Raw genomic sequence first — 14,362 nt, 5'->3', positions numbered from 1 at the left:
ACCATTTATACTTAAATGCAACGTCTTCACCAGCTATTTTCACAAAATGAAAAGAACCTATACCTGCTAATGTGAACTAATTAACAGATACAGATTCTTTTTCACATTTGTTTTTATTCATTTTCAAGCGATTCCTGAAGCTTCCTTACTTCTTTAAGTTCCAAACCAGTTAATTCAGATATTTCTTTCTCTGAATAATTCCTATCTAGAAGTTTTTTAACAAACTTTCTTTCCGTATCTTCAATGCCTTTTTCGATGCCTTGTTCAATTCCCTGTTCTATGCCCTGTTCAATTCCTTGCTCTATACCCTGTTCTATACCTTGTTCTATACCTCGTTCCAACCCTTTTCTGGTTGCTTTTTCCTCGATTTCTCTGTACAGTCTTCCAAATGTCGGCGTGTCTCTTAACTTTTCCAAACCCATGATTTTTTTCTCCTCCTTTTCATTTTGTGCAATGGGCAACGTTTCATACAGTTGTTCCTGCAGTTCCGATGGAATCAGCATCATATAATCAATGAAATACAATAATGCGACGAGGTAATTTGTGTGGTGCGAATATTTTTCAAATGCCAGGCTGATAAGCTGTTGCTTGTAGCAAAACCTTTTTTCATGATCTTCAGCTTCTCTTCCTTTGTTATTGCTGATATATATTCCTGCAAGCACGGCTAAAGCAAATGGATTATCCGATTTTTTCAGTTCTTCCGTATCTTTCCCGTGAAATCGGTAGGTGTTATAGACATAGGTTAATTCGGTACCATAAAAAGAGTAATAGAATGTATCTTGATGATCTTTCTGACTGGCATCCGTCAATAGAGCGATGGAATAAATCTGGTGAATTGTTTTCGTTTTGTCGTAAATCCGGTAAAAATATTTAAACATGCGTTCTGCAAATTCTTTTTTCCCGACCGCCTGCACTTCGATATGAATGAAGATATATTTTTCCTCTCCATTTTTCAACTGCACTTTAACAATTTTATCTGAATACTTGGTCCCTTTTTTGGATTTCATCACAAGCTGAAAAAGCTCCAGGTTTTTGAAGTCCACTCCCTGCTCAAAATCAATTTCCGGATACAAATCCGGTGCAAAAAAGGCCATAAATTCTTGAAAAAGTTCTTCAATCAAATTCTTCCAAAGCCCATCATAATCGGGATGATTTACGCGATAACTGTTTGTATTTTCTTTGACTGTGTTTAGCATTATTTTATCACATCTCCAAGTAATAATAAATTTGTTTTCATCATAGCGGTTTTGTATGTGGAAGGCAAAACGGTAAAATAGAATTTCTCCTGCAAAAACTGCCTGCGAAATGGGGATTTGTATGCAATGTTTTTCGTTTTTCAATCATCAAATGACATTCATTTTGGATTTTTAATGTTTTTTTGGACAACTGAAAATGGGGGCTGTCTTTTAGATCAAACGTGCTACGATGGAATAAGCAATGATATATTTTAATAAAGAGAAGGTTGTGCTTACCCCCTTTTCTATTGTAGGCAGCTCAACAGCATCAAATATTAGTATACATTTTTAAACCAGTGATGTTCTTGTGATGATATTGCTTATTGAAAAGACTGGAGGGAAAGAAAATGGAAGAAAATAAGTCCATTGCCAATCGAATCATGGTCATTGGCTGTCCTGGCGCAGGTAAATCGACATTATCCGCTCAAATTGCTCAAATAAGAAATATCCCCTTGGTACATTTAGACAGCATTCAATGGATCGACGATAATACCACCGCCCCTCAAGCAACTTTTGATGCTAAACTAAAAGAAGAAATTCAAAAAAAGGAATGGATTATGGACGGGAATTATGCCAGAACGTTAGCCTTGCGAATGGAATGTGCAGATATGGTTATTTGGTTAGATTTCCCCCGCAGCATCTGTTGCTATCGTATACTCAAGCGCTATGTAAAAAACAAAAGAAAGAAAAATCCGCATGGGAATCCAGATAGGCTGGATTTTTCTTTCCTGCGTTTTGTTTGGAATTATAAGAAAGAAAATGATTCTCAGATAAAGTCATTAAAGATTAAATACCAGGAGCAGCTTCATTTCATTCATATTCATTCTGGGCAAGAGCTCAAAGAATTCATGAAAAAAATTAAAAGCCTTCCTTAGCAGGAATATACGTATCGATATGAATATTTTTGAAACGAATCTTCATTCGGGGGCGGGGATTTTTATACAGTAATAAAGAGTGGCTCACTAAGACGTTAGCGAACGCCACTCTTTTAATTAAAGGGGATTGGTCTCAATCCCTATAGATGTAAACACGCCTGATTATTGTTTTACGTCATTTTGGTGCTCACGTGTTTTATAGATGATTTTACGAATACTATCCATCGACAGATTATAGATTTGCTCCAATTCCTCAAATGAATAGCCTTCTTCATATAATCGGTAAATCTCTTCATTTCTCTCAGCCAGGGCAAGACGTGATCCATTCGCTTCTCCCCATCCCGCCCGCCGGTTGGTTTGCTTTGGAATATAAACAAGCTCTCCTTGAATATATTTCTGAAGCTCCTTCAACAAATGAGGTGGAAGCACCTCTTTTCCATTTTTATATGACAAGCTGGAACATCCTTTCTATCAAGATGTATGGTCCGGACATGCATTAATTTTTTATTCATCATTAAAAACTCCTTTCATTTGATTTTATTTTACGTAAGCCTTTTCACTTTTAGTATACATTAGTTTAGGAAAGAAAAGGAGACCGCAACATAAATGCGGCCCCGTCTTTTATGATTCCGCTATGCGGAAATCACCTCATGTTTTGTGATCAATTTCAATCAGCCTCCTTTCCGATATTCTATCGGTCCGACACCCTTATTAACTCATATATTGCCCCTTCTGAACAAGGGGGAAAACGATTATAATTATTTTTTACCTCTTTCTCCGATTCGTCATTCTCTGATTTAAACACTCCGCCGCCCCACGTATATCCCATTTAAAGTTATTATCTGCTACACTATAAGTAAAGATAAATTTCTGATTAGCAGTGCTTTAAATTGGGTAAACATAATAAAATCATTCACAAAGACTGCATTATAATGAATAGAGGGAGCGATGGACACAAATGAATAAATGGATGAAGATAGTTGCTGCCTTGACGATGGCAACCTCAATGAACATGGTACTTACACTCACAGCATTTGCTGAAAATGAAATGAGCGATTTACATATTGAAGTAGAATTGCAGGAGGATGGTTCAGGCGTTGTGACAGAACATCGTCAAATGAATATGGATGAAGGTACCGAGCTTTTCATCAATATGGTCAACCTTGACGAGTCAGAGATACTGGATTTTTCAGTTGAAGGGTTTACAAAAGAGCCCGATTGGGACTCTGATGATTCACGGGAAGAAAAGGCAGGAAAATATGGAACAGTATCTACAGATGATGGAGTTGAATTAGTTTGGGGAATTGGGGAATACGGAGAAAATACGTATACAGTAACCTATACATTATCTGATCTTGTACGTAATTTAGAGGATGGTCAGGCTATGCTCTGGAACTTCGATACCTTCTCCGATATTCCTGCGCAAAATTTGACAGTTGAAATCTCTGGATTTCAACCATTTACACAGGAGAACGTTAATTTCTGGGGATTTGGTTTTGATGGAGATATACAGCTGGAAGGCGATCGTATTGTATGGGAGTCAAATGGTGAAGCCGATGGAGATGTAATTGTTTTAACACAATTTCCGGCTGATTTCTTCCAAGCTGAACGAACAGTAGACATGACCTTATCTGAGCAGCAAGAAGAAGCAATGGATGGGTCAACTTATAATTCAAGTGACAATTCTACGCTAATTGTTATCATCGTTAGCGCAGCCGTTGGTTTTTCTTTATTAATCGGTATTGGAACCTTCTTCTTTGTCCGTAAAACAAATCAAGTAAAAAAAGAAGCCGGCGCGATGAAGCCTATCCATAAACGGATAGCGGAAAATAAAGGAAAAACGTATGCAGCCGTGCCTTTCGATGGAGAAGACTATGCAGGTTTAAGCGCCCTTTTAACGCAGATGAACCTTGGATATTTTGAAGATATCTTCCAAGCTTATCTGCTGAAATGGTCTGTGAATGAGAACATCTCGATGGAAGCAGAAGAAGAAAGCAAGGTGTTTGGAAAAAAATATCGAACGACCCTTACCATCAACGATATGGAAAATGAACGTAATAAACACCCGTTAACCTTTAGTGAGCTTACGAACCAAATAGAAGATGAATCCTATGAGGGAACGTATGAAATGGCGTTGTGGACCATGCTCTTGGATGCTGCAGACAGGAATGGCGTCGTCACAGATAATGCCATCCAGAAATGGGGTAAAGAGCATGCGAAGGAAGTCAGCACTGTTGCCGATTATCTCAAAGACTATTCCGAAGCCTATCTGGAGCAGCAAGGATTGTTCTCTTTTGAAGAAATAAAGGTGTTTGGATTTTTACAATCTATTACGGTATCAAGTAAAGAGGGAGAACAACTAGCGGATCGTTTAATTCAGTTTGATAATTATTTGAAGGAATCAGATATCAATCAATTTTCAAATGCTTCCAAGCCACTTTCCTTGAAAGATATGATGCTATGGAGTGCTTTACTAGGTAAAAGCGATAAAGTGTCTAAAAAACTAGAGAATTTAGTCCCTGAAGATAGATACGAAGAGGACCAGGTATACCTGCAATTCTGGTATGGAACTTACTACACCCGTGCAAGCTGGACCACCGGGTTAGCCAGCGGCGGATTTCATTCCAGCACTTCAGCTGCTACTGCGGCAGGCGGCAGCGGTGGTGCCACCGGCGTCGGGGGCGGCGCTGGAGCAGGCGGAGGCGGAGGCGGCGGTGCCCGCTAACCACGTTCTCAAGCTCCTTTAAATTTGAAATATAAGTTTCTATCACTATAAGAAAAAAAGCTCAATTTACTGTTTGAGCTTTTCTTCTTATAGCTCCTTCCCTTCTATTTTGCATTTTCTTTATCCTCCTCGTCTGAATTTTATAAAGTGAATTTATTAAGAAATTTCACAAGCCTTTCATTTACTTTATCAGATTCACGTCCAAGCCATATTAAGTGCCCCCACGTATCAAGTATACATAATTCAGAATCTCGTATTTGTTGATCCGCATAATAAGCATGCTCTAATGGAACAGAGCTGTCATATTCACTATGCATGATAAGCGTTGGACAGGAAATAGCCTGCAGGTTTTTAGAGGTAATTTCCTTTGTTTGAGATAAATCTATTAAAAATCCATAGCCCGATCGTTGGCGTTTGCTCATTCTTTGGATTTCATCGATATCTTTGTCCAACACGCTGTTTTTTATTTCTTTATATGAAAGATTACTAAAGGTAGGTATCATCTGCTTAAACATAAATTCCGGAAAAATATTACTCATATTGGAAACCAATTTCCATGTTACTTTTTCCATAGCAGGACGAAATAAAATCTGTGCTGCCTTATATATTTTATCTTCTGGTGTCAGCCATTCTTTAGTAACAGCGCTTTGTAAAGTTAATGTTTTAACTCTCTCAGGATAGCGAGTTGCAAAATAAAGACCGCTCGGACCGCCAGCTGAGATAGCAAGCAGATGTACTTTGTCAATTTTCAAGTAATCTAATAACTTTACATAATAATCACTGGCTTTGGATAAATTTTCTCCAATTTCTTTTGACGTCATTCCATATCCTGCTCTTGATGGTGTAATTAGCATGAACCCGCTCTTAACCAGCGGCTTATACCCAAATTCCTCATAGCAGTTAGAGTGCCCGCCATGCATTACGAGAATCGGTGTACCCTCCTTTCCAGTAATTGAATATTCGATTGTTTGACCATTTACAAAATAAGTACCGAGTACTCTTTCCATTAATCCCGCCACACCCTTTCACGTATTAGATAGACAAATTCATTCTTTACACAAATAAACCGTCCGTTAGATATATTTTAAAGCTGTTTTATTACAACCAATCATAACAGAAACAAATGAAACCAGGCAGAATTCTAATTGTTTTTTAAATAAAAATTCCATTCGAGATGAAAATTATATTTGATACATGTAGATAGCAATAAGACAAACTAGCGACTTTTTTGATGGGACAAGTAATCGCTGTCCCACTCCCAGTCAGTTACACTACGATAAATTACCGCTATCACAAGAACACTCCCCATCCCCCAGTGAAATCATACTTTATCAAAACTTTATGTTAACTATATGCGCAGCTTATTTTGCTTTGCTATTCTTTAAATTACCGAAAAGGAGCTGAGTACATGGTACAAGAAAATAATGAGAAACCTATTTTAGAAATTAAAAATCTAAGCAAAAAAATTAGCGGGCAAACCGTAATCGATCATATTCATTTTTCGATTCAAAAAGGAGATATCTACGGATTTCTCGGGCCAAACGGTGCTGGTAAAACAACAACATTACGAATGATTACCCGTTTGATATTCCCTGATTCTGGCGACATATTTATCGACGGGCATTCCATAAAGAATGATTCTGTTTTAGCCCTTTCCAGAGTAGGAAGTATTATCGAAAACCCTGCTTTTTATCTTCATCTCACTGCTAAACAGAATTTAAACCTGAGTGCTAAATTAGCTGCCGTCAACGTGCCAAAAACAAGAATCAATGAAGTTTTATCCATTGTTGATTTAAAAGAAGCTATGGATAACAAGGTGAAAACATTTTCTTTAGGAATGAAGCAGCGTCTGGGAATTGCTAATGCCTTATTGTGCTATCCCAGCTTAATAATACTGGATGAGCCAACGAATGGCGTTGATCCAATGGGCCTTCGGGAAATGAAAACATTAATTAAGCATTTGGCAGAAAAAGAGAAGATTACATTTCTGATTTCCAGCCATATGCTGCGGGAAATGGAGGATTTATGTCATAAAGCAGCATTTATTCAAGGTGGGAAAATCGTCGAAGAAGGAGATATCTCCGAATTGTCAGGAGTCTATCAGGTCACTAATTTAGAAGATTTATTTTTTGCATGTATAAAGGAGAAGTTAACGTAATGAAGAATATATGGACACTGACCTCATTCGAGTTCAAACGTACGCTGACTTCCAAAATGCTGCTTGTCTATACCCTTATTTTTACGGCAATGTATGTTTTAACAGGCATCCTTTTTCATGTTTATGGTGCGGATTCTACCGTAGTTGCTGGGTATGGCCAATCATTCCCTGTGGAAATGCTTCAATCCAGTTTAACATTTACAGCTGTTTTTATAGCGATTTATGTAGGAGAAGTTCTCATACAGGAACGAAATAAGGGTACCATCAAATTTGTTTTATTACGTTCTGTTTCCAGATTTCAATATTATCTTTCAAGAATTTTATCCATCCTTTTATTTTCGCTTCTTTTAACATCCATCATGCTTTTTATTGGTTATGTGGTTGGTATTTCTTTCTTTGGATGGGGAGATACGTTTGTTTTTTACTCCGTGGTTACAAGCGGATGGCACGGTGTAGGTGTTACGCTTTTAGCCGGATTAGCTTTTGGTTTTGCTTATTTCATTTTTGGATTAATCGCGTTATTGCTTTCACAGTTTATTCAGCGGATTTCTACGTTAGCAATGCTGATGGGAATATCTACACTCGTCGGACAATATATCATTATTTATGATCAAGTAAAACAATATGCGATTTATGAACACTTATTATTTTTCCACATTAATCTATTTGAAAAGTCCTTTTCCTATAGTGTCACTAGCTTTGGTGTACTTATCGCTTATCTATTGGTGATTGGAACAGCTGGATATTATCTATTTAAAAAGCAAGATCTGTATGTATAAGGGGGACGTATAGGATGCAACAATTAAAGCACGATGTATTTTATATCATCTATAATCGGAAATATCGGTTATTGATATTACTTACCATTTTATTGACAGCAGGATTAACTATTTACACTGCTGTTAATGTAAAGATAGAAGAAGATATTTTAATCCATTCATTTGAAAACTTTAGACAATTCTTTTGGTTACTCTGTGCTTATTTGATAGCCGATTTGCTTTCAACAGATTATCATTCGCAAACATTTAAAAATATTATTCCGAAATCATCCAACCGCAGCGATTACTATTTATCAAAAATAATGACTGCAACAATATTAGGCGTATTTATTTTATTGACACATGTTATAACAAGTTGGATAGTAATCGGTTCGGCTGCAGCAGGAATGGAATTAAATTACTTCAACATCTTCTATCTTTTCTTGGGAGCTTTTCTTTCTCTTTTCCTATTTTCAGCTCTATTGTCTTTTGTCATTACCCTTTCTGGAAAAGAAACAGTCACTATTGGCACGGGACTAGGACTTGTACTCCTGCAAATATTAGTAGAAGGTTTTGATCCAGCTATTTCAGCACATTTTCCAACGATGTATGTAGTCAGCTTAGACGATCTTATTTCAGAAAGCTTGTTAACGGCATTCATTTCGATTGGCAGCTATGTCATATTCACCCTTTTATTATTTATTGGTACAATAAAGATATTCCGTAAACAAGACCTTTTCATTTAGGAGGTACCGATGAATCAGAAAAAAATACTTATTGTTGAAGATGATACTGATTTAGCAAAAATGATAGAGAATTATTTATCCCGGGAAAATTATGATGCAGTAATTTGCAGACAAGGGGATAAGGCTCTAAGCACCATAAAACAATATCGACCGGATATGATTCTATTAGATTTAATGCTGCCTGAAATGGATGGACTGGAAATATTAAAGCAGATAAGAGCCTTCTCTGTATTACCAGTTATTATTATCAGTGCAAAGGAAGCAGAGGTAGACCGGGTGCTTGGTTTAAAAATCGGGGCAGATGATTACATTACGAAACCATTTTCGATTAAAGAACTTGTTGCACGGGTAGAGGCATTATTCAGGCGCTATGATTATACTGCATCCTCCCCTGTTTCAAGTAACATCATCGCATTTGATGATGTCATGATTGACCGGTCTTCGAGAAATGTAACAAAGGATGGAGCGATTGTTAATCTGACCATGAAAGAATTTGATTTGCTGGTATTCTTAGCACAGTCTCCCAATCAGGCTTTCCGTAAAGAACAGCTCTATGACAATGTTTGGGGAATACATGAATATGGAGATATCAACACCGTTACCATTCATGTACAAAAAATCAGAGAAAAGCTGGGGAACAGCAGATACATCACTACTTTACGCGGAATAGGCTACCGTTTCGACGGTGAAATACAATGAAGCAGCGTATTGTAAAAGAACTTATTTGGATGTGTATCGTTACAGCCTGTTTTCCGCTGCTGATTGCTTTTATGATGGTGCAGTCAAATATTATTTTCATTATTATCCTGATAACGACCCTGCCCTTTTTTCTATTCTCTGTTTGGATGATTGCCTATGTGAGAAAACGAATGATCGCTCCTCTCTCCATTTTGGCTGCGGAAGCTCAAAAAATATCTCAAGGGAATTTATCACATCGAATCTCCTACAAAAAAGACGATGAATTTGGACGCTTTATCACTGCTTTTGATCAGATGAGAAACACATTACATCTGCAAGAGCAGCAGCAGCAAACCTTCGAAAAGGAGCGTAAACATTTTATAGACAGTATTTCCCATGATTTAAAAACACCAATCGCTTCGATTTCTGCTTATATTGAAGCATTACAGGATAATATTGCGGAGAGCCCGGAGGAAGAACAGCGATATTTACAGGTCATTCAAAAAAAGATACATGTATTAAGTGACCTTTCCAATCAATTAAACTTAAGCTATGAAACGCCCGAAACGGTTCATTTGGAAACACAACCGATTAACTGCTATGAATGGGCCGTGGACTGGCTGGATAATATTCTTGTAGAATGCCAGACAATGGATAGACATGCCCAATTAGAAAATCATATTGACAGTAAGGATGATTCCAGTATCAGTATCGATGTTTATCAATTGGACCGGGCGCTGCAAAATATTCTAAATAATGCCTATCGACATATGAGAGATTTTCTATTGATTAAAATTAGTGTTGACGCTGCCTATTTTAAAATACACATAGTAAATGATGGAGCCCGTCTAAATAAAACGGATATCGATCGCATTTTTGAACGGTTTTATACGGAAGAAGGGCACAATGCTGAGGGGCATCTTGGGTTAGGTCTTTATATAACAGATACGCTGATTCAAGCAATGGATGGGGGGATAACGGCAGCGTTAAAAGGAGATCAAATCCATTTTGACATAGCATTTCCGATTGGAAGGGTTTAATTTGATTAATAATTATTCCTTTTGTGATATAGAGAAAAGCATTCAAAAGATTTTCTTCTGAATGCTTTCCCTTCTTTATTCCTTTTTATTTAATTCAAGAATAATTTATAACTATAAAACATGGATAACACCTGCTCGCCTGTTAAACAATCTAAATTTGTTATTTGAGCATGCTTCAAGGCCTTGTTAAACTGATTTTTTGTAAATAGCTTTTGATATTCTTTATTTACCCATTTATATACAAAATGTTGATACAAATCTTTGTCCCTGGATTGAATTTCAGATTCTTTTCTTGTAAGTTGAATAAAAACAGAATCAACTTTGGGTTTGGGATGAAAATAATCTCTAGGAATTCTTCTTAAAACCTTTATATCAACCTCAGGAAATATGAATAATCCTAAAGCCCTTCGATAATCTGTCAGCCGCTTCGCAAACCCTTCTTCCACAATCAGAAAGCAGAACTCGGCAGCACTTTCAAATACAATCTTTTTTATTATTTTTGTACTTATATTGTAAGGAATATTTCCGTAAATTTTATACGGCTGATTTCCTTTTGGAAACCTATAATTTAATATATTTGCATGGACAACCTGGACATTTTCAGAACGATTGATAGACTTTTGCGTCATAGATACAAATTTAGGATCTATTTCAACAGCAGTAATAAAATCACATATCTTCACAAGCTCTCTTGTGAAATGACCTCTCCCTGAACCAATTTCAATAACGGTATCCTGTTTATTAATATTTGTTCGAGATAATATCTCATGAATATGCTTTTTCGACGTAATAAAATTTTGACTGTCTTTTGGATTTATTCTGTTCATTATAACCCTCTATCCCATTGGTTATAACAAACTTTATTTACTGTTCATTATAACCATTTTGTATTTTTCTTGGTTTATAATGAACGTTTTTAACAACAGCAATGCTGCAAATCCCCATGCCTGCCCTCCTCTATCAATTTTTTAGAAGAACAGACGCTTATCTACAACTGCAATAGATGTAATTCCCATGGCAATTACCTCCAAATATAATTTTACAGATTGATTATAACAAAAGCTGGCAACGAAAAATAGTCTATCTCTAACATTCAGCTGTCGGCAATATTATCCGTACCTCCAAACCGCCATACCTGCTCTGTTTAATCACTGTCTCTCCCCCATGGGAAGAAATAATCTGTTTCACAATCAAGAGCCCTAACCCATGCCTAAGCTCACCAGAACGATTGCTCTCAAGCATATAGTGCGGTGTATTGTTTAAATGTTGAATTTGTTCCTCTGTTGTACCCTTACCATTATCCTCAACCGAAATAATACATTTACTTTCTCTTATAGCAATAGACAGATAAATGGTACAGCCATCCTCATTATGGTTCATACTGTTTTGAATCAGATTGCTTATCGCTCATTTACATCCTCATCCAAATGAAGCATTCCTTCCTCTGCCAGTTTTACAGCAAGGAATCCTGTTAAGAACTTGCTGATAGAACAAGCATTAAATACCGAATCATCATTCACTTTTCTGTTTCCTCCACCTTCCAGCTGGCCTTTATTTTCCGTTCTGTTGATTTGACCGTTTTCAAGCACTGTTATATTCAAGCTAGGAACATGATAAAATTTCATCCGTTCTTCCAGGTCCATGTTTTTCAGCTCCAAATTATCTCCTCCTAACCTAGTAATTTTAATACCTTTATACTAGAGTTTACATTACATGAGTTGTATTTCGCATTTATTTCATCATTTTAAGGATACTTTTGGAATGTTTTGTCATGCCTAGTAATCCAATCCCTTTTTTTGCGTCTTTCGTTAATTTCGCCCCAGCTATGTTTTTAATCTTTTCTTCCGCATTAGAATAATTACCAGCATTAAATATCGGTTGCGGATCATATTCAATTGCTAATTGAATCGCTTTGGTTTCCTCTTCTCCAGCTATTTTCTCCGATAAATACAAAGTCATATCTATCCCTGCCGACACACCCGCAGCAGTAATATATTTTTCTTGCTCCACGATTCGTTCTCTAACAGGAACAGCTCCATACTCACTTAGTAGATTGATTGGCTTCCAACGAGAGGTTACTTTTAACCCAGCGAGCAACCCAGCTGCAGCCAACAGCATGGATCCTGTACAAACAGACGTCGTCCAGCTTGTGGTTTTGTCTACTTCCTTTATCTATTTCAACACTCGATTATTTTTCATCTCTTTCATAAATCCAATTGTTGAACCTGGTATTACTAAAATATCCGCACTTTTCATTTCGCCGATACTATATTTCACATTAATATCAACAAAACCTGAATCTGCTTTTATTTCTCCCCTTTTTTCCGCAACAAAATATACTTCTGTATCGTCCATATTCCTTAAAACCTCATAAGGACCTATGGCATCAAGCATGGTTATGCCATCTTACACGTAAATGATTACTTTCATATTTCCCTCCATTTTTATTAAGACTCTATTCTGAAACATAATTCTTTAGGTTTCTGATTAATACATCAGCTATACATCTAATATTCAGACAGCAAATCTATATCGCAGCTAAAAAAGGATATACTTTTATAAAAAGCATATATCCTTTCATTTATGGTTAAATAACTATTAAAAAAGCAGATCTAATTGCAAATAATAAGATTGGAAACAACTATTTTTGACCATGACTCCAGCGTATCTAAATGTTGTTTCAGTTCGGTTTTTGTCATCCATAGCCCTGTAAGCTCCTCTTCCTCTGACTGAATATCTTTATGATTTAACACGATTTCATAAACAATCCCCAGATGGTCACTATCCACACCATCATTCGATTTGATAATACCTTTCATTTCCAGCTTTTTAACCATTTCTGCTTTTATTCCCGCTTCTTCTTCCAATTCGCGCCAAAGCCCATTCTCAATAGAAAGCTGAATATTTCCAGGCACTGCATCTTTTTCTCCAACGTGCCCTCCTAATAGCCCTTTTCTTCCAGCTAATCTGCTTTCTCCGACATTTGCTCCCCGCAAAATAAAGAAATATTCCCCGTTATACCGGACAATAACATAGGGAATTGGATGGCGTTGACTTGGATGGTACTCTAGTAAACTGCGTTCTGCAATTCTATAATCCATGAGAGGCAAATGCTTTGCTTTGCTGAATCCTAATGGAATTCTTTCTAAATCCGTTTCTTTGAAATATAAAATTTTTTCTTTTGTACTCGGTTTATTCTTTTGTAAAACGTCTGATTTTATCTTATTTAAACGTTCCCATTCCTTCGATTCAACAGGATATTGCGATCGTGCAATTAATATTTCTTCCATACTTTTTTCTCTTAGAGAACTTTCATCACTATCTTGAAATAAAGCATCCTCATTCTCTTTTATAAAAGCGTCCGTTGTTTCTTGTTTTATCATAATATCCCCTTTACCTTCATTACGCCCTACTCTCAGTACGCAAATTATTCCACCAGCTTATTCTGAAATGCATAAATCACAGCCTGAGTCCGATCTTGCACCTCTAACTTTCCTAAGATATTGCTGACATGAACCTTTACCGTTTTTAAAGCAATAAATAATTCATCGGCAATTTCCTGGTTTGCTTTTCCTTTTGTCATTAGCAATAGAATTTCCTTTTCCCGCTCTGTTAATTGCTCATGTAAAACTGTCTCCTGCTTTGTGCGCATACGGTTCATAATTTTCCCGGTGACTTCCGGCTCCAGAATAGACTGCCCTTCGTAGGTGGCACGAATCGCTTTGGCAATTTCACTGGCTTTCGATGTTTTCAACATATAGCTTGTAGCTCCCGCTTCCAATGCAGGATACACTTTCTCGTCATCTAAAAAGCTGGTAACGATTATAATCTTCGCCTCAGGCCAGGATTCAATTATTTTCTTCGTTGCTTCGATTCCGTCCATTTCCTTCATCACAAGGTCCATTAAGATAATATCCGGGCGGAGCTCTAATGCCAGTTCAATTGCGCGGGAGCCGTCATCTGCTTCTGCAACTACCTCAATATCCGGCTGTGAAGAAAGATATGCAGATACGCCGATTCGTACCATTTCATGATCATCGACAAATAAAACGTTAATCATTCGTTGTATCCTCCTTGTATATTATATTTAAGGTTTTAGTCTTCCGACTGTAAAAGGAAAACCTTATGAACCTATGTCATTTCTTAT

The 14,362-nt window shown here is 36.9% G+C and carries 15 protein-coding genes and 1 pseudogene; 7 read left to right on the top strand and 9 right to left on the bottom strand.

All coding sequences use genetic code 11. The features are described from left to right. Nucleotides 1-113: 113 nt before the first annotated feature. The gene (locus ACW0TQ_RS04240; RefSeq protein ID WP_455725367.1) at nt 114-1,196 is read right to left on the bottom strand and encodes an Rpn family recombination-promoting nuclease/putative transposase; all 1,083 of its coding nucleotides are present in this window, start codon (nt 1,194-1,196) and stop codon (nt 114-116) included. Between the two features lie 386 nt (nt 1,197-1,582). Here ACW0TQ_RS04240 and ACW0TQ_RS04235 point away from each other — a divergent pair, with 386 nt between their 5' ends. Continuing rightward, nucleotides 1,583-2,110 carry a P-loop NTPase family protein gene (locus tag ACW0TQ_RS04235; RefSeq protein ID WP_193062084.1) on the top strand — a complete coding sequence of 176 codons (528 nt, stop codon included), beginning with the start codon at nt 1,583-1,585 and terminating at the stop codon, nt 2,108-2,110. A 162-nt stretch (nt 2,111-2,272) separates the two neighbouring features. Here ACW0TQ_RS04235 and ACW0TQ_RS04230 read toward each other — a convergent pair whose 3' ends face one another. Next, a complete protein-coding gene (locus tag ACW0TQ_RS04230) occupies nt 2,273-2,563 on the bottom strand; it encodes a CD3324 family protein (RefSeq protein WP_193062083.1) in 291 nt (96 codons plus the stop codon). 505 nt (nt 2,564-3,068) lie between these two features. Between ACW0TQ_RS04230 and ACW0TQ_RS04225 the strand changes: the two genes are divergently transcribed. Then, a complete protein-coding gene (locus tag ACW0TQ_RS04225) occupies nt 3,069-4,835 on the top strand; it encodes a DUF2207 domain-containing protein (protein WP_212929564.1) in 1,767 nt (588 codons plus the stop codon). A gap of 140 nt (nt 4,836-4,975) precedes the next feature. Here ACW0TQ_RS04225 and ACW0TQ_RS04220 read toward each other — a convergent pair whose 3' ends face one another. Beyond that, nucleotides 4,976-5,842: an alpha/beta fold hydrolase gene (locus ACW0TQ_RS04220; protein ID WP_193062081.1), complete on the bottom strand. Its 867-nt coding sequence runs from the start codon at nt 5,840-5,842 to the stop codon at nt 4,976-4,978. A 401-nt stretch (nt 5,843-6,243) separates the two neighbouring features. Here ACW0TQ_RS04220 and ACW0TQ_RS04215 point away from each other — a divergent pair, with 401 nt between their 5' ends. The 5 genes from ACW0TQ_RS04215 to ACW0TQ_RS04195 are packed head-to-tail and all read left to right on the top strand — an operon-like array spanning nt 6,244 to nt 10,215. Then, nucleotides 6,244-6,993: an ABC transporter ATP-binding protein gene (locus ACW0TQ_RS04215; RefSeq protein ID WP_042533873.1), complete on the top strand. Its 750-nt coding sequence runs from the start codon at nt 6,244-6,246 to the stop codon at nt 6,991-6,993. Continuing rightward, nucleotides 6,993-7,772: a DUF2705 family protein gene (locus ACW0TQ_RS04210; protein ID WP_368900894.1), complete on the top strand. Its 780-nt coding sequence runs from the start codon at nt 6,993-6,995 to the stop codon at nt 7,770-7,772. Before ACW0TQ_RS04215 ends, ACW0TQ_RS04210 begins: the two co-directional genes overlap by 1 nt. Before the next feature lie 14 nt (nt 7,773-7,786). Continuing rightward, a complete protein-coding gene (locus ACW0TQ_RS04205; RefSeq protein WP_042533870.1) occupies nt 7,787-8,497 on the top strand; it encodes a hypothetical protein in 711 nt (236 codons plus the stop codon). A gap of 9 nt (nt 8,498-8,506) precedes the next feature. Beyond that, on the top strand, nt 8,507-9,196 hold the full coding sequence (locus tag ACW0TQ_RS04200; RefSeq protein ID WP_042533868.1) for a response regulator transcription factor: 690 nt from the start codon (nt 8,507-8,509) through the stop codon (nt 9,194-9,196). Beyond that, nucleotides 9,193-10,215 (top strand): HAMP domain-containing sensor histidine kinase, encoded by a 1,023-nt coding sequence (locus tag ACW0TQ_RS04195; RefSeq protein WP_193062080.1) that lies wholly within the window; start codon nt 9,193-9,195, stop codon nt 10,213-10,215. The genes ACW0TQ_RS04200 and ACW0TQ_RS04195 overlap by 4 nt, the downstream gene beginning before the upstream one ends. 89 nt (nt 10,216-10,304) lie before the next feature. Here ACW0TQ_RS04195 and erm read toward each other — a convergent pair whose 3' ends face one another. The 6 genes and pseudogenes from erm to ACW0TQ_RS04165 all read right to left on the bottom strand — a co-directional run bounded on the left by erm (nt 10,305) and on the right by ACW0TQ_RS04165 (nt 14,275). Then, entirely contained in the window at nt 10,305-11,042 is a 738-nt protein-coding gene (gene erm, locus ACW0TQ_RS04190) for a 23S ribosomal RNA methyltransferase Erm (RefSeq protein ID WP_193062079.1), read from the bottom strand. A gap of 259 nt (nt 11,043-11,301) precedes the next feature. Next, nucleotides 11,302-11,595, bottom strand: coding sequence for a sensor histidine kinase (locus ACW0TQ_RS04185; protein WP_042533863.1), 294 nt, complete (start codon nt 11,593-11,595; stop codon nt 11,302-11,304). A 20-nt stretch (nt 11,596-11,615) separates the two neighbouring features. Continuing rightward, nucleotides 11,616-11,873 carry a serine hydrolase gene (locus tag ACW0TQ_RS04180; RefSeq protein ID WP_042533861.1) on the bottom strand — a complete coding sequence of 86 codons (258 nt, stop codon included), beginning with the start codon at nt 11,871-11,873 and terminating at the stop codon, nt 11,616-11,618. Nucleotides 11,874-11,946: 73 nt separating this feature from the next. Continuing rightward, nucleotides 11,947-12,609: pseudogene (locus tag ACW0TQ_RS04175) on the bottom strand (DJ-1/PfpI family protein). 218 nt (nt 12,610-12,827) lie between these two features. After that, on the bottom strand, nt 12,828-13,598 hold the full coding sequence (locus ACW0TQ_RS04170) for an NUDIX domain-containing protein (RefSeq protein ID WP_455725366.1): 771 nt from the start codon (nt 13,596-13,598) through the stop codon (nt 12,828-12,830). Nucleotides 13,599-13,642: 44 nt separating this feature from the next. Continuing rightward, nucleotides 13,643-14,275 carry a response regulator transcription factor gene (locus ACW0TQ_RS04165; protein WP_042533859.1) on the bottom strand — a complete coding sequence of 211 codons (633 nt, stop codon included), beginning with the start codon at nt 14,273-14,275 and terminating at the stop codon, nt 13,643-13,645. Between the last annotated feature and the right edge of the window lie 87 nt (nt 14,276-14,362).

It is taken from the genome of Oceanobacillus sp. M60, assembly GCF_053839645.1.
This window is presented reverse-complemented; position numbering and strand designations above follow the sequence as displayed.

What these genes read in the sequence shown, in the direction of transcription:
- ACW0TQ_RS04235 (WP_193062084.1), top strand. Translation starts at nt 1,583, where the DNA reads ATGGAAGAAAATAAGTCCATTGCCAATCGAATCATGGTCATTGGCTGT.
- ACW0TQ_RS04170 (WP_455725366.1), bottom strand. Translation starts at nt 13,598, where the DNA reads ATGATAAAACAAGAAACAACGGACGCTTTTATAAAAGAGAATGAGGAT.
- ACW0TQ_RS04200 (WP_042533868.1), top strand. Translation starts at nt 8,507, where the DNA reads ATGAATCAGAAAAAAATACTTATTGTTGAAGATGATACTGATTTAGCA.
- ACW0TQ_RS04220 (WP_193062081.1), bottom strand. Translation starts at nt 5,842, where the DNA reads ATGGAAAGAGTACTCGGTACTTATTTTGTAAATGGTCAAACAATCGAA.
- erm (WP_193062079.1), bottom strand. Translation starts at nt 11,042, where the DNA reads ATGAACAGAATAAATCCAAAAGACAGTCAAAATTTTATTACGTCGAAA.
- ACW0TQ_RS04205 (WP_042533870.1), top strand. Translation starts at nt 7,787, where the DNA reads ATGCAACAATTAAAGCACGATGTATTTTATATCATCTATAATCGGAAA.
- ACW0TQ_RS04210 (WP_368900894.1), top strand. Translation starts at nt 6,993, where the DNA reads ATGAAGAATATATGGACACTGACCTCATTCGAGTTCAAACGTACGCTG.
- ACW0TQ_RS04225 (WP_212929564.1), top strand. Translation starts at nt 3,069, where the DNA reads ATGAATAAATGGATGAAGATAGTTGCTGCCTTGACGATGGCAACCTCA.
- ACW0TQ_RS04240 (WP_455725367.1), bottom strand. Translation starts at nt 1,196, where the DNA reads ATGCTAAACACAGTCAAAGAAAATACAAACAGTTATCGCGTAAATCAT.
- ACW0TQ_RS04215 (WP_042533873.1), top strand. Translation starts at nt 6,244, where the DNA reads ATGGTACAAGAAAATAATGAGAAACCTATTTTAGAAATTAAAAATCTA.
- ACW0TQ_RS04165 (WP_042533859.1), bottom strand. Translation starts at nt 14,275, where the DNA reads ATGATTAACGTTTTATTTGTCGATGATCATGAAATGGTACGAATCGGC.
- ACW0TQ_RS04185 (WP_042533863.1), bottom strand. Translation starts at nt 11,595, where the DNA reads ATGAACCATAATGAGGATGGCTGTACCATTTATCTGTCTATTGCTATA.
- ACW0TQ_RS04195 (WP_193062080.1), top strand. Translation starts at nt 9,193, where the DNA reads ATGAAGCAGCGTATTGTAAAAGAACTTATTTGGATGTGTATCGTTACA.